Genomic DNA, 14,446 nt, shown 5'->3' with positions numbered 1-14,446 from the left:
CACGAAGGTGTTCAAACGAACGTTTGAATTATACCGTACTGGTGATCTTCGTCAAGCAGGCACCGGAACTTTAGCTTGCGAAGGCACTGGCTTGGCGAGGTCGGGGCGAAAAAAAAGCCCCGGCAGCGGGGCTTTTCTGCGAAGCGTGCAGCCTTCAGAAGGCCATGGAGTACTGCGCACCGAGAATCCAGACACTGGAATCATAGCTACCGGTAACCGTGCCACGATTGGTCAGCGGATTGACGCTGCTTTCATTCTGGTTGATGTTCGTCTTCGGGATATAGAGGTAGGCCAGACCCAGTTCAAGAGTCTGTTCCTTTGCCGGCTTCCACTGCGTACCGACGGTGAACCACGTGCGATCGTTGTCCGGCAGAGAAGTCAGACGCGTGCTCGCATTTTTGACCGGCGTCTGGTCGTAGGCGATCCCGAACATGAACTTGATCGCATCCGTGTACTTGTAGTTGGCGCCCAGGGCAACCCGCCAGGTGTCGTCGAAATCCGCGTGCAGGATCTGCGCAGGCTGGCCATAGAGTTTTCCGGAAGTGCGAATGATGTCCACGTCCTGGATCGAACTCCAGCCGGTCCAGGACACGTCTCCGAGCATTTCCCAGCGGTCGCTCAATTGCTGCGTCACGCTCAGAATGAAGGTATCCGGCACTTTCAGGTCCGCCTTCACGTCGCTCGCACCGCCGCCGGCGATCAGGGCACCTGCCGTAGGAACAGACGCCGGCGAACCATCAGCGGTCAAGCTGACCTTGCCATCCGTATGATATTGAATCGTGGAGCGATACGACAGCCCGACCTTGGTCGCTGGTGACAGCGTGAACAATGCGCCCACGTTCCAGCCCCAGGCGTCGTCACTGATGCTCATGTGGCTCTTCACGCCGGCCAGGCCCGGGAAGATCCCCACCTGCCGATAGTAATCGGCCTCGATCTTCTGCCAGCTGAAGCCGGCACCCAGAGATACCTGCTCGTTGACCCGGTAGGCGATCGAAGGGTTGATGTTGATCGTCTTGATGTCGAACTCGTTCGATTGGGCACTGCCCTTCCACGGCTTGTCGTACTTGGTGGCATTACCGAATGGCCCGCCAATACCCAGACCCACGTAGAGATCCTTGTTCACCGCCCAGGAGATATAACCATTGGGGATAAACGCCCAGTCACCGGCGTCGCCGCCGTCCCCCGCAGCGCCAAAGACGCCAACCTTGGAACCGTCGTTGTTGAACTTGAAGCTCGGCCGCACCGCCGTCAGGCCGCCGGAAACCTCGCGAGCCTGCAGTTGGGTCATTCCCGCCGGATTCCAGAAGATCGTGCTGGCATCGTTGGCCTTGGCCGCCGAACCGGCGTAGGCATTGCCCAGGCCGCTGCCCTGCTCCAGCAACTGGAAACCGGACGCCGCCGCTGTTCCCGAAAACGCCACCAGCAACAACGCTGGAATCAACCTCATCGAAATCTGCTGTGACATTGTGAACTCCCCCTAGAACGTGACGAAGGTGTGGTTCTTTGGCCGCACCGAAATAATGGTTTACACGCTCATCCTAAGACCGCTCGTCAAAAGAATCTTCAGTCAATGGCCAATTGGCAACAACTGTTTCTCACCATGTTGGTTAATTGCAACATAAGTGAGCTCGGCTTCGGTGACTTTCACGGTGATCGGCCGGGTCGGGTTGCGTTCGGCGTAGACCTCAACCTTGACCTTGATCGAGGTCCGTCCCGTTTCGACGACTTCGGCAAAGAAACTCACCACATCGCCAACCGATACCGCTTGCTTGAACTGGAAGGAGTTGACCGCCACGGTGGTCACTCTGCCGCGCGCCAGATGCATCGCCGGTATGGCTCCGGCGACGTCGACCTGCGCCATGATCCAGCCCCCGAAGACGTCGCCCTGGGGATTGACATCGGCCGGCATCGGCATTACCCGCAGAACCGGTTGCTTGTCGGGCAGTCGGGTCATCTCGTCAGGCATTCTGACTCCTGAGGTAATTGAGCGGCCCGCCGGTAAACGGCGCGAAGCCGGTCCCGAAAATGACGCCGGCGTCGGCCAGTTCGGCGTCGGCGACGACCCCGTCGCTGACCAGTTGCTGCGTGCGATCGAGCAGCGGCTTGACCAGGCGCGCGGCCAGCCCGGCCGGCACCGATCCTGCAGCGCCCTTGGCCGGCTTGCCTTTGCGGTAGTCGTAGAAGCCCTTGCCGCTCTTCTTGCCCAGATGGCCGGCAGCGAAGCGCTCGCGCAGACACTTCGGCGGTTCGGCGTCACCACCAGCGAGGCTCCTGCCGGCAGCCATCGCCACGTCGAGCCCGACCATGTCCACCAGTTCGATCGGCCCCATCGGCATGCCGAAGGCCAGCATCGCCTCGTCCACTGTCTCCGGCGCCAGCCCCTCGTCGACCGCCCGCATCGCTTCCAGCATGTAAGGTCCGAGGACCGCGTTGACCAGGAAGCCTGGCGCACTGGCCACCGGCAGCGGCAGACGGTCGATCTGTTTGACAAAGGCCGTGGCGCGACGCAGCATCTCCGGGTCGGCGCCCTCGGCCGCGACGACTTCGACCAAGGGCATCCTGGCCACCGGGTTGAAGAAGTGAATCCCGACCAAGCGCGCCGGATTGCCGAGCACGCCGTGCAGATCCTCGATCCTGAGGCTGGAGGTATTGGTCGCCAGGATCGCATCGGGCCTGATCACCGTGTCGAGCTGGCAGAGCAGCGCGCGCTTGGCGTCGAGGTTTTCGAAAATTGCCTCGATCACCACGTCGGCACTCCTGGCGCCGTGCCCCGCGGGGTCCGGAATCAGGCGGTCCATGGCGTTGCGCAGTTCGCGCGGGTCCTTGATCCGCTGGCGGTAGGCCGCGTAGGCGCGCTGCAGCGCCGGCGCGATACGTTCGATTCCCTGATCCTGCAAGGTGACCGTCAGCCCACGCAGCGCACACCAGGCAGCAATGTCGCCACCCATCACCCCGGCGCCGACGACGTGAACGCGCTGCGCCTGCCAGGCGCTGCCCTTGCCGAAGCCCTTGAGACGCTCCTGCATGAAGAACACGCGCACCAGGTTGCGAGCAGTCGGCGAACGCACGATGCGGTCGATCAGTTCGGGTGCCGCCAGCGCATCGCCCTGGTGCTTCTCCCAGATGTCGATGATCGCGTAGGGCGCCGGATAGTGCTCGACGCGCGCACGCTTGGCGACCTGTTTTCTCGCCGCCCGCGCGGCCAGCCGCCGCAGCGGGCCGTTGAGCAGACGCTGCAGCAGCGGCGGCTGGCGTCGCGGCTGATCGGCCAGCACCAGCACCGCCGCGGCGCTGTCCATCACCCGCAGCGGGACGCAGTCGTCAGCCAGCCCGAGCTGCCTGGCGCGCCTGGCGTCGACGGTCTTGCCGGTCAGCATCAGGTCCAGTGCCGCCTGCGGGCCGATCCGTTGCGGCAGCCGCAACATGCCGCCCCAGCCGGGAACGATCCCGAGCAGCACTTCCGGCAGGCCCATCCGGGTCGCCGGCTCGTCGACGGCCAGCAGGTAGCGACACGCCAGCGCCAGTTCGAGGCCGCCACCCAGGCAATGACCGCGGACCAGCGCCAGCGTCGGATAAGTGACGCCGGCCAGACGGTTGAAGAGTTGCCAGCCACGCCTGACCAGCTCGACGCCTTTTTCGGGCGTATCGAGCTGGGCAAATTCCTGGATGTCGGCGCCGGCGATGAATCCGGCTGACTTCCCGGAACGAAAAATCAGCCCGCGCGGCGCGCTGCGGTCGAAGCGATCGAGAATCAGTGAAAGTTCGCTCATCACCGCGCTGGACAGCGAGTTGGCGGATTCGCCGACCTTGTCCAGGGTCACCCAGGCCAGGCCCGCGGCGTCCACTTCGACTTGCCAGTTCTGGTAGCTCGTGGCATCGACGTGCATATGTCGTTCTCCTGTTACCGTGATTTTCGCGTCGGCGTGAGCGGCCATCATTCGCTCGTTTCAACCAGCATTGCGCCGCCCTGGCCGCCACCGATGCAGATCGTCGCCACGCCGCGCCTGGCCCTGGCGGCACGCAGCGCGTGCAGCAGGTGCAGGACGATGCGCGCACCTGAAGCACCGACCGGGTGACCGATGGCAACGGCGCCGCCGTCGACGTTCAGACGCGCCCGCGGCAAGCTGCCGAGCGCCGCCGGCAGCTCGAGCTGCGTGCGGCAATACTCGTCGGACTCCCAGGCCGCGAGGCAGCCGAGGACCTGTGCGGCGAAGGCCTCGTTGATCTCCCAGAGGTCGATATCCTCCAGCCCGAGCCGATGCCGCTGCAGGATCGGCGTCGTGGCATGAACCGGGCCGAGGCCCATCTGCGCCGGATCGAGGCCGGCCCACTGGCTATCGGTGATCTTCCCCAGCGGCCGCAGCCGCCACCGCTCGACGGCAGCCTCGGACGCCAGGATCAACCACGCCGCGCCGTCGGTAATCTGCGAGCTGTTGCCAGGCGTCACCCGGCCGTAGCGACGATCGAAAAAAGGCTTCAGCTTGCCCAGCCCGGCGACGCTCGAATCGGCGCGGATACCGTCGTCTTCGCCATAGACCTGGCCCTGACCGTCGACCAGCGGAACGATCTCGTCGAAGCGCCCGCCAGCGCGCGCGGCGAGCGCGCGCTGCTGGCTGCCGACGCTGAATTGATCCATCTCGTGACGCGAAATGCCGAAGCGCCAGGCGAGGTTTTCGGCGGTCTGCCCCATCAGCAGGCCGATATTCGGATCGGTCAGCCCTTTCAGCAGCCCGATCACCGGCGACAACAGTTGCGCCGGTCGCAACCTGGCGAAGACGCCGGCCTTCTGAACGATGCTTTTCGCCTGCAGCATCCGGGCAAACCAGCGCACCATCGCCTCCGAGTACAGCAGCGGCGCATGCGACAGGGCATCGACGCCGCCGGCCAGGACCAGTTGGCTGCGCCCGTTCTGGATGTTGGCCATCGCCGAGTCGAGCGCCTGCATGCCGCTGGCGCAGTTGCGCATCACCGTCCAGCCCGGCACCCGGTGGCCGCAGCCCAGTCGCAGCGCGACCACCCGACCGATATTCACTTCGTCGGGCGATGGGCTGGCGCAACCGAGAATCACCTCGTCGAGGTCGGTCGGCGCAAACGGCTGACGAATCAGCAGCGCGCGTCCGGCCTGCACCGCCAGGTCGCTCGCCGCGAACGGCCCGGGCGCATTGCGCCCCTTGAGAAATGGCGTTCTCGCACCATCGACCACATACACCGGCTGGAATCCCACGTACTTTCCTCTCTGTGTGCTGGCAGCCGCTACGCGGCCGCCTTGTGAATCACGCGCTGTTGCTGCGAACGGCCCAGGTCGTGCGGAAAATCGTCGACGCGAATGACAATGTCGCGCAGCTCGTTGCGCCGCTTGAGTACTGCGTATTCGGCGGCGGTAACGATCCCGGCGGCGAAAGCCGCGTGCGCCAGATCGCGCACATTGGCTTCCGGGTTGTCGGCGAGCACGCCACTTTTTTCCGCCGCACGGATTCTGGCCTCGATCGGTTCGGCTTCGATGGTTGCCAGCAGCGCCAGTTCGACGGCGCCGACCGCTTCCGTGGCGACTTTCGGCAGATAGGTTTCGGCGGTCAAACGGTCCCGGGAAGCGGACGGTTCGATGAGCAGCTTGGCGACCTGGTGGCCAATCCGGTCCGAGGGAACATCGTACGGGTGACCGAGCGGGAAAACGATGCGGTAAAGCATGCGCCCGATCCAGCGCACCGGGAAATTGGCGATCACCCCGTCGAAAGCCATCTGCGCCTGATACATGGTGTCCCACATCGCCCAGTGCAGCAGTGGCGCGTCGGCCTGCTGACGCCCTTCCGACTCGTAGCGCTTGAGTGTCGCCGAACACAGATAGAGCATCGAGAGGATGTCGCCCAGGCGCGCCGAGAGCTTTTCGCGACGCTTCAGTTCGCCGCCGAGAGTCAGCATCGAAATATCGGCGAGGAAAGCGAAGGCCGACGAGAAGCGCGTCAGCTGCTGATAGTAACGCCGCGTTTCCGGCGCCACGTTTTCAGGCACCGCGACAAAGTGCGAACCGGTGAGCCCCTTGGCGAGCGCGCCGAAACCGTGCTTGATGGTGTAAGCGGCGTGACCGAAGAAGGCCTCGTCGAAATCACGCAAGCCCTGTTCGGCATCCGGGTGATACGCGGACCGCATCTCCTTGAGGACGTACGGATGGCAGCGGATGGCGCCCTGGCCAAAGAGGATCATGCTGCGCGTCAGGATGTTCGCGCCTTCGACGGTGATACCGATCGGCAACTGCTGGTACGCACGGCCGATGAAGTTCGACGGGCCGAGGCAGATCCCCTTGCCGCCGACGATGTCCATCCCGTCATTGACCACCTTCCGGGCAAGCTCGGTGACGTGGTACTTGGCAATCGCCGAAACCACCGACGGCTTTTCGCCGAGATCGATCGCACCGGCGGTCATCTTGCGCACCGCGTCCATCATGTAGGTGTAGGCACCGATGCGGGTCAGCGGCTCTTCAACCCCCTCGAAGCGCCCGATCGCCATCTTGAACTGGCTGCGCACCCGCGCGTAGCCGCCGACGGTACGGGCCGTCAGCTGCGCCATGCCGGTATTCGACGACGGCAGCGAGATCGAGCGCCCGGCGGCCAGACTCTCCATCAGCATCCGCCAGCCCTGGCCGACCATCGCCGGGCCGCCGATCACGTAATCGAGAGGCATGAAGACGTCCTTGCCGCGCGTCGGTCCGTTCATGAACATCGCGTTCAGCGGTAGATGGCGACGACCGATGTCGGCTCCCGGCGTGTCGCGCGGCACCAGTGCACAGGTGATGCCGATGTGCTTTCTGCTGCCGAGCAGGCCATCCGGGTCATACATGTGAAAAGCCAGCCCGAGGATGGTGCACACCGGGCCGAGCGTGATGTAGCGCTTGTCCCAGGTCACCCGCATCCCGACCACTTCCTTGCCCTGCCAGAGCCCCTTGCAGACGATCCCGACGTCGGGAATCGATCCGGCGTCGGAACCCGCCCAGGGACTGGTCAGGGCGAAGGCGGGAATCTCGATGCCCTTGGCCAGCCGTGGCAGATAGTGATTCTTCTGCGCTTCGGTTCCGTAGTGCAGGAGCAGTTCGGCCGGACCCAGCGAATTGGGAACCATCACCGACACCGACAGCGCCGAGCAGCGCGTCGACAGCTTGGTGACAATCTGCGAATGCGCGTAGGCGGAGAACTCCAGGCCGCCATAGCGCTTGGGGATGATCAAGCCGAGGAAGCCCTTGTCCTTGATGTACTGCCAGGCCTCTGGTGGCAGATCGTACAAGTCGCTGGTAACCTGCCAGTCATCGACCAGAGAACAGGCATGCTCGACCTCGTGGTCCATGAACGACTGCTCTTCGGCACTCAGTCTCGGCACCGGATAGGCCAGCAACTTGTTCCAGTCGGGGTTGCCGCGGAACAGCTCACCGTCCCACCACACCGTTCCGGCCTCGAGCGCTTCACGCTCGGTATCGGACATCTGCGGCAGGATCCGCTTGTAGGTTCCGAAGACACGGCGACTGATCAGCGCTCGCCGCAGGGGGCGAACGCTGAACAGCAGCGCAAGGCTCACCAGGCTTAGCCCGATGAACACCGAAATGATCGTCGTGATCATGGCTGTTTCTCCTCTTTCTGGTTTCTGGTTTCTGGTTTCTGGTTTCTGGTTTCAGCTTCCGGGCCGCCTTCGCCGGGCGACTCTGGTGCGGCGATCGGTGACGCACTGCCTGGTGACAATGGAGCCCGCAGACCGCCGAGCAGGAAAGGCATCAGCCGTTGTGAAAGACGCCTGGCCAGGGCCGAGTCGCCATCGGGATCGCCAGCGCCTTCACCCGCGAGGTCGCCGAGCTCGCAACCGGTGACCACCCGCAGCACGTCGGTTCCGGCAATGGCGTACGACATGGCGCCGAGCATGAAATGCAGACGCCAGACGATCTCCGCTTTCGGGACGTCCGGCAGGGCGCGGAAGAGCGCCTGCTTGTAGCGGGCGATCACCTCCGCGTACTCGCTGGCAAAGAAGGTGCGAATGAACTCGGCCGGGTCGGTCAACGTCCTCCCGAGCAGGCGCAGAAAGGTCATCCCGCCCAGCGACTGATCCTCACCCATCCGCAGCAGCGTGCCGAAAAACGCTTCGAGGATCAGCGAAGGCTTGAGTGGCGCCCCGCCGGCCTGCGCCTCGAGCGCGTCGAGGGCGTGCAGACGCTGCTGATTCAACCAGCCGAGACGCCTCCGGAAGACCTCGCACAGCAGCGCTTCCTTGGAGCCGAAATGATAGTTGACCGCCGCCAGGTTGACTTCGGCCGCAGTCGTGATCACGCGCATCGACGTCCCTTCAAAGCCGTTCTCCATGAACAAGCGTTCCGCGACATCGAGGATGCGCTCGCGGGTGTCATGATTGTTCTTCTGCTCGGACATGTGATCGCGGGCCCATGAATGCTGCGATTCGGATACTCCGGGACAACACCGGATACCGGAACTCGTTCAAACGTTCGTTTTAATGTTAGGGTCAGAGAGCGGCGAATGCAAGGCTTTTTTGGATCTTTGTCGACCGGCCTCACTCCCTGGCGCGGCAAGAGAGGCATACTCGTGCGCTCGAAAACCACCGCAGCCGACCACGCCCATGCGCCGTTCGACCACTTCCGCCCCCGCCCTCGACCAGCGCCCGCCGGCCGACACGCATCTCTGGCTGACCGTTAACAAGCTCGTTCCGTATCTGTGGCAGTACAAGTGGCGGGTACTTCTGGCGCTTTCGTGTTTGGTCGGCGCCAAACTGGCCACCGTCGCGGTGCCACTGGTGTTCAAGGAGATGATCGATGGTCTGAACAGCGCGCAGCAGGCGCTGACCCTGCCGGCGCTCCTGCTGCTGCTGTACGGGGCGCTGCGTTTTTCGAGCGCGCTGTTCACCGAACTGCGCGAGATCCTCTTTGCCCGCGTCACCCAACGCGCCGTGCGCCGAATTGCGCTCGAGGTATTCCGTCACCTGCATGAACTGTCGCTGCGCTTTCACCTGCATCGCGAGACCGGCGGCGTTTCGCGGGACATCGAACGTGGCAGCCGCTCGATCTCCAATCTGATCAGCTACACCCTCTACTCGATCCTCCCGACGCTGATCGAGATCGGGCTGGTGCTGGCGATCCTCTTCGCCCGCTACGACAGCGTCTTCGTGCTGATCGCGCTGGCGTCGCTGACCGCCTACGTGGTGTTCACCGTCAAGGTCAGCAACTGGCGGATCAGCATCCGCCGCAAGGTCAACGAGACCGACTCGGCGGCCAACACCCGCGCCATCGACAGCCTGATCAACTACGAAACGGTCAAGTATTTCAACAACGAGGAGTACGAAGCCAGGCGTTACGACCAGCGCATGCATGACTGGGAGGACGCCGCCACCAGGAGCCGGGTGTCGCTGTCGTGGCTCAACCTTGGCCAGCAGCTGTGCATCGCGCTTGGCGTGACGGCGATGATGTGGCGGGCAGCGGACGGTGTCGTTAACGGCTCGATGACCATTGGCGATCTGGTGCTGGTCAACGCCTTCCTGATCCAGCTCTACATGCCGCTCAATTTCCTCGGCGTGGTCTATCGCGAAATCCGGCAGGCGCTGACCGACATCGAGCGGATGTTCGACCTGCTGGCGGTCAACCGCGAAATCGCCGATGCGCCCGGCGCTGTCGATCTGGCGCCGGGGCCGGTCTACGTCCGCTTTTCGGCGGTCGACTTTTCCTACGAAGCCAACCGCCAGATCCTGCACGGGGTCGACTTCACCATCCCTGCCGGCGGCACGGTCGCCGTCGTCGGCGAATCCGGCTCGGGAAAATCGACCCTGGCACGCCTGCTCTACCGTTTCTACGACATCGACCGCGGCCACATCCTGGTCAACGGCAGCGACCTCCGGCAGCTGACGCAAGCCAGCCTGCGGGCGGCGATCGGCATCGTTCCGCAGGATACGGTTCTGTTCAACGACAGCATCTACTACAACATCCAGTATGGTCGCCCGGACGCCAGCCGCGAAGAGGTGCTGGCGGCGGCGGCAGCGGCGCAGCTCGCGCGCTTCATCGAACTGCTTCCCGATGGCTATCAAACCAGGGTCGGCGAACGTGGACTGAAACTTTCAGGGGGCGAGAAACAGCGGGTGGCGATCGCCCGCGCGCTGCTCAAGAACCCGCCGGTGCTGATCTTCGACGAAGCCACCTCGGCGCTCGACTCGAAAACCGAAAAAGCGATCCAGGGCAGCCTCGACAACGCCGCACGCGGCCGCACGACGCTGGTGATCGCCCACCGCCTGTCGACGATCATGAATGCCGACCAGATCCTGGTCATGGACGCCGGCCGCATCGTCGAGCGCGGATCGCACCTGCAACTGCTCGAAGCTTCGGGTCTCTACGCGCAGATGTGGCTGCTGCAGCAGCAGGAAGAAGCTCTCGTCGACAGCCCCGCCAGCGATGCGGCGGCTCTCGCTCTGCCGATGAGCTAGCGTTGCCCTTGCCCCGCAATGAGTGCTGAACATTGCGAGGCTGGTCCCGCATCCTGACGGGATGGAAAAACAACATCAGATCAAACGAACGTTGGCCCAAGCGGATTCGATCGAAGTGGTTTGCCCGCACTGCGGCATGGCGCACCGGCATTACTTCCGCCCGGCCCGCAAGATTTGGCGCTGTGCGGGCTGCCGGGAAGATTACTCGGTCACGTCCGGAACGATTTTCGCCTTCCACAAGCTGCCGCTGCGCCTGTACCCGGCGGCGGCGATCCTGTTTGCCAACGCCGTGAAGGGCATTTCCGCCCTGCAGATGGGCAGCGACCTGGGCGTGTCCCACAGATCCACGCAGGCCGGAAGAGGATCTTTCGGCTTTCTCGACGAAGCGGAAAGGGGTTCTCCATCGAAGGCCAATGAGCTACGATACCCACTGTAACAACAATGAATAACCAACAACAAGCCAAGGGTACACCTGTCGCGGCGGCGGCACGGAATTCCCGCCTCGATCAGGGTCCCCCATCAGGAGGAGTCGCACGTGGCCACGACACAAACAACAAGAGAACTCTACGTTTTTGACTCGGCGGTGCCCGAACTTCAGAAACTGTTGGCCGCGGTTGGCGCCGATCAGCGACTCCTCGTGCTCGACGCCGGCAGCGATGGTGTCCTGCAACTGGCCGACGCGCTGGGCGGCGAATCAAGCCTCGACGCTATCCATATCTTCTCGCATGGCGCGGTGGGCAGCCTCTGGTTGGGGAACACGGTGCTCGATCGCTGGAACTTGCCGGACTACGGCGTCGCACTGGCGCAGATCGGCAGCGTGCTGAGCGAAAGCGGCGATTTGCTGCTCTATGGCTGCAACGTGGCGCAGGGGGACACGGGGCAGGCGTTCATCGAGCAACTGGCGGCGGCGACTGGAGCCGATGTGGCGGCCAGTACCGATTTGACCGGTTCCGCTGCGCGGGGCGGCAACTGGGTCCTGGAGCAATCGGTCGGTTCGGTCACCGCAGCGGCACCGGCTATGGCCAGCGCATATCAGGGCGCTCTTCTCGCCACCTTCAAGCAAAGCGCTCCATACGATCTGTCCACGTTTGCCAGCCTGGCTGGCCTGTCGGACGCGGCCTACCAGACCGGCTCCCAGCTGGAGGCCGATGTCAGTGCATTGGGATGGTCTCTGGTCGACCAAGAACTGCAAACACTTTCTACACCTCTATTGGGCATTAACGTGGTGGACGCCCACGCTTTCAGGGCCGAGAGAACGGTGAACGGTCTGAAGGAGCTTGTCATCTCATTCGAGGGCACGAACGGGACGGCAGACATCATCACCGACGCTATTGCATGGGGATTCAATGAGTATTATCGGGTACTGCGCCCGACAATCGAAAGCTGGATTCAAGACGCAGTAGCCCACAAGAACGAGTACAGCAAGGTCTTCCTTACCGGTCATAGTCTGGGTGGCGCTGCCGCTCAGATCGCCATGCTCGACATGTACTCGGACGACGGCCTGGACATCTGGTCACCGCTCTCCCCCTTCTCCCCAATGGTGCCGACGCCACCGCTGCAGGCGGACGACCGGATTGCGGTGTCGGATCGCGCCTGGCTGCAGCAGCACCTCTATGGTGCCACCTTCGGCGCGCCGAGCATTTCGATCGATCCACCAAACCTGCTCCTCCTTCAGGACACCTTCGAGCTCAACATGGCGCTCGGCGACCTGTCCGCGTACAAACAGCGCCTTTTTCAATTCGAGCACAAATACATCGGTCTGGATGACCCCGTGGCCTCGCTGGGCTCTCCGGGTATTACCCGTGGTGACGAGCTTGGCACGCTGGTGGCGATCGGGGTGAACGGGGATGTCCACGACCGGTACGAGTCATTTGTCGGGCCCGCTTCCGCCGTTCTCGGGTTAGATCTGCATGCCATCAAGGGCTATCGGGAGAGCCTTCTCCGCGCCCTGACCGACTCGCCGTTGATTGGAGCACTATCGCAGATCGGTTACGCGGGTCTTGATCCGCTACTTCCCCAAGTGAGCCTTGGTACAAGCACCAACGATCTCATTGTCGATATCGCCAACGCCCAAGGTTTTGGCGGCAACGACATCCTGGTGGCGTCAGTGCCCAGCGTTTTGACGATGAACGGTGGCCTTGGCTCGGACACTTACGTTATCAAGGACTATGGGCTGAATGTGACTATCGGCGGACCCGCCAACGAGTCCGCCGATACCTTGGTGTTCAAACTCTTGGGCACCGTGGCGATCGAGGAAATCGGCGACACCAGCGATTCGCTGGTGTTCACCATCACCAACGGCTCAACGTCGCAAACCAGCAGCGTCGTCGTGGAAAAGTGGTTTGCGGCTACCGGCCGGTACGTTCTCGCCGACATTGTTAGTGTTACGCCTTCGGAAGGCGCCTACTGGGACAGCCAGTCCTTCTCCCGAAGTGCCCTTGGCATTCCGCTGCTGAACAACGGCACTACGGCAAGCGACACGATCGTCGGCAGCATCGGCAAGGACACCATGTACGGAGAGGCTGGCGACGACCACATACGTGGCCGGGCGGGCGACGACCTGGTCTACGCTGGCGATGACGCTGACGAGGTTCACGGTGGTCCAGGCCTGGACACCCTCAAGGGCGAGGCCGATAACGACACCCTGTACGGTGACGCTGATCGAGACACCCTCTATGGCGACGGTGGATCTGACCTGCTCAATGGCGGCACGGGCGTCGATGTCCTGTTTGGCGGTCCGGGAGCCGACACGTTTCAGTTCGACCTCAACGCGCTTCCGATCAACCCGAATGTCCTGGAAGAGATCCACGACTTCAACCAGGGCAACACCGGTAGCTTCGATCCTGCCGAGGGCGACCGCATCGATCTCTCGGCCATCGTCGGCACCGCCTACGCCGGGGGAAACGGAGAACCCTACGACAAACTGGTGAAGTTGACGCAGGTTTCCGTCGGTGGAGAGGTTCGGACGCGTCTGGACGTTGACGCCGACGGCGGTGGCAGCGCCTTTGGCTGGACACCGCTCGCTTTTCTGTACGGCGTCGCACCCGGCACGCCGATCGCACAGCTGCTTGATCCTGCCAGCGCCTCGCCGGGCGCACCCGATGAACTCGTGCCCGTGCGCAGCGAACCGGGCAGTTGGTCGATTTCGCCGGCATCTCAGCTCAGAGACGAAGATGGCGGATCGATCTCGTTCCTGGTGGCGCGACTGACGACCAGCCAGGCGGAAACCGTTTACATCAGCACGACTGTCAATCAAGGTTCGGCCAACAACGGTGACTATGACTACTGGCTGAACGTGCCGGTCACTTTCGCGGCTGGGCAGAGCTACTTCGTCGTGAACATCGACATCAACGACGATGGCAGCAAGGAAAGGCCTGAAACCTTCGGCTTGATCGTCCAGTCGTCACCCGCTCAAGCGGCCAGTGAATACCTGGCGCAGAGTACATTTTCGATCATCGACGACGACCTTGCGGGCACCAACGGCGTATTCACGGAAAACGGCAACCTGGTCTGGATCGAGCCCACGGGTGGCGCGGAGACCTTTGACGGGCTTGGCGGCGACGACACCGCGGTTGTGAACCTGACCGGCTGGGCCGGTGGAATCAGTACCTCGACGAGCGGCAGCACGCGCACGTTCTCCAGCGGCGCTGACAGCGTGAGCTTCGTCGGGGTCGAGAGTTTGTTTGTCATCGCCGGCACCGGCAACGACAGTCTGACCACCGGCGATGGCTTCGACGGGCTGTTCGGGGGCGCAGGCGCTGATGTTCTGGATGGCGGCGGCGGCATCGATCTGCTGGACGGCGGTGCCGGCGACGACACGTTCAACAATGTCGGCTTGGGCGACATCATCGCCGGCGGGACCGGCTTCGACACGGTCAACGTCGACCTCAGCGCGGCGACCGAGGACATCACGATCGACCTCGGCACCGGCCAGGGCGCAGGCGGCACCTGGACCGGCGTGGAGTTCGCCAGCGGCACGTTGGGCAGCGGC

The 14,446-nt window shown here is 63.3% G+C and carries 9 protein-coding genes; 3 read left to right on the top strand and 6 right to left on the bottom strand.

Annotation, left to right across the window (positions count from 1 at the left end; translation table 11 throughout):
- Positions 1–154: 154 nt before the first annotated feature.
- The 6 genes from Q1L50_RS09405 to Q1L50_RS09380 form a co-directional block, all read right to left on the bottom strand.
- A complete protein-coding gene (locus Q1L50_RS09405; RefSeq protein ID WP_300337835.1) occupies positions 155–1,447 on the bottom strand; it encodes an outer membrane protein transport protein in 1,293 nt (430 codons plus the stop codon).
- A gap of 120 nt (positions 1,448–1,567) precedes the next feature.
- Positions 1,568–1,966 carry an acyl-CoA thioesterase gene (locus Q1L50_RS09400; RefSeq protein ID WP_300337833.1) on the bottom strand — a complete coding sequence of 133 codons (399 nt, stop codon included), beginning with the start codon at positions 1,964–1,966 and terminating at the stop codon, positions 1,568–1,570.
- Positions 1,959–3,887, bottom strand: coding sequence for a 3-hydroxyacyl-CoA dehydrogenase NAD-binding domain-containing protein (locus tag Q1L50_RS09395; RefSeq protein WP_300337831.1), 1,929 nt, complete (start codon positions 3,885–3,887; stop codon positions 1,959–1,961). Before Q1L50_RS09395 ends, Q1L50_RS09400 begins: the two co-directional genes overlap by 8 nt.
- 47 nt (positions 3,888–3,934) lie before the next feature.
- Positions 3,935–5,224, bottom strand: a complete 1,290-nt coding sequence (locus Q1L50_RS09390) for an acetyl-CoA C-acetyltransferase (protein ID WP_300337829.1) — start codon at positions 5,222–5,224, stop codon at positions 3,935–3,937.
- A 29-nt stretch (positions 5,225–5,253) separates the two neighbouring features.
- A complete protein-coding gene (locus Q1L50_RS09385) occupies positions 5,254–7,605 on the bottom strand; it encodes an acyl-CoA dehydrogenase (protein ID WP_300337828.1) in 2,352 nt (783 codons plus the stop codon).
- Positions 7,602–8,402, bottom strand: coding sequence for a TetR/AcrR family transcriptional regulator (locus Q1L50_RS09380; RefSeq protein ID WP_300337826.1), 801 nt, complete (start codon positions 8,400–8,402; stop codon positions 7,602–7,604). The genes Q1L50_RS09385 and Q1L50_RS09380 overlap by 4 nt, the downstream gene beginning before the upstream one ends.
- Before the next feature lie 205 nt (positions 8,403–8,607).
- Here Q1L50_RS09380 and Q1L50_RS09375 point away from each other — a divergent pair, with 205 nt between their 5' ends.
- From Q1L50_RS09375 to Q1L50_RS09365, 3 genes are all read left to right on the top strand, one after another.
- Positions 8,608–10,455, top strand: a complete 1,848-nt coding sequence (locus tag Q1L50_RS09375; RefSeq protein ID WP_300337825.1) for an ABC transporter ATP-binding protein/permease — start codon at positions 8,608–8,610, stop codon at positions 10,453–10,455.
- A 61-nt stretch (positions 10,456–10,516) separates the two neighbouring features.
- On the top strand, positions 10,517–10,891 hold the full coding sequence (locus Q1L50_RS09370) for a transposase (protein WP_300337823.1): 375 nt from the start codon (positions 10,517–10,519) through the stop codon (positions 10,889–10,891).
- A 99-nt stretch (positions 10,892–10,990) separates the two neighbouring features.
- The coding region (locus Q1L50_RS09365) for a DUF4347 domain-containing protein (RefSeq protein WP_300337822.1) at positions 10,991–14,446 on the top strand (3,456 nt) is incomplete at its 3' end.

Source organism: Accumulibacter sp. (assembly GCF_029255145.1).
In the GTDB taxonomy this organism is placed as follows: Bacteria; Pseudomonadota; Gammaproteobacteria; order Burkholderiales; family Rhodocyclaceae; genus Accumulibacter.
Note: the sequence above shows the minus strand (reverse complement) of the source record. Positions and strands in the feature narration are given on the sequence as shown.

Bases quoted from the DNA above. Each gene is read 5' to 3' on its own strand.
- Q1L50_RS09400 (WP_300337833.1), bottom strand. From the start codon at position 1,966: ATGCCTGACGAGATGACCCGACTGCCCGACAAGCAACCGGTTCTGCGG.
- Q1L50_RS09385 (WP_300337828.1), bottom strand. From the start codon at position 7,605: ATGATCACGACGATCATTTCGGTGTTCATCGGGCTAAGCCTGGTGAGC.
- Q1L50_RS09405 (WP_300337835.1), bottom strand. From the start codon at position 1,447: ATGAGGTTGATTCCAGCGTTGTTGCTGGTGGCGTTTTCGGGAACAGCG.
- Q1L50_RS09395 (WP_300337831.1), bottom strand. From the start codon at position 3,887: ATGCACGTCGATGCCACGAGCTACCAGAACTGGCAAGTCGAAGTGGAC.
- Q1L50_RS09375 (WP_300337825.1), top strand. From the start codon at position 8,608: ATGCGCCGTTCGACCACTTCCGCCCCCGCCCTCGACCAGCGCCCGCCG.
- Q1L50_RS09370 (WP_300337823.1), top strand. From the start codon at position 10,517: ATGGAAAAACAACATCAGATCAAACGAACGTTGGCCCAAGCGGATTCG.
- Q1L50_RS09380 (WP_300337826.1), bottom strand. From the start codon at position 8,402: ATGTCCGAGCAGAAGAACAATCATGACACCCGCGAGCGCATCCTCGAT.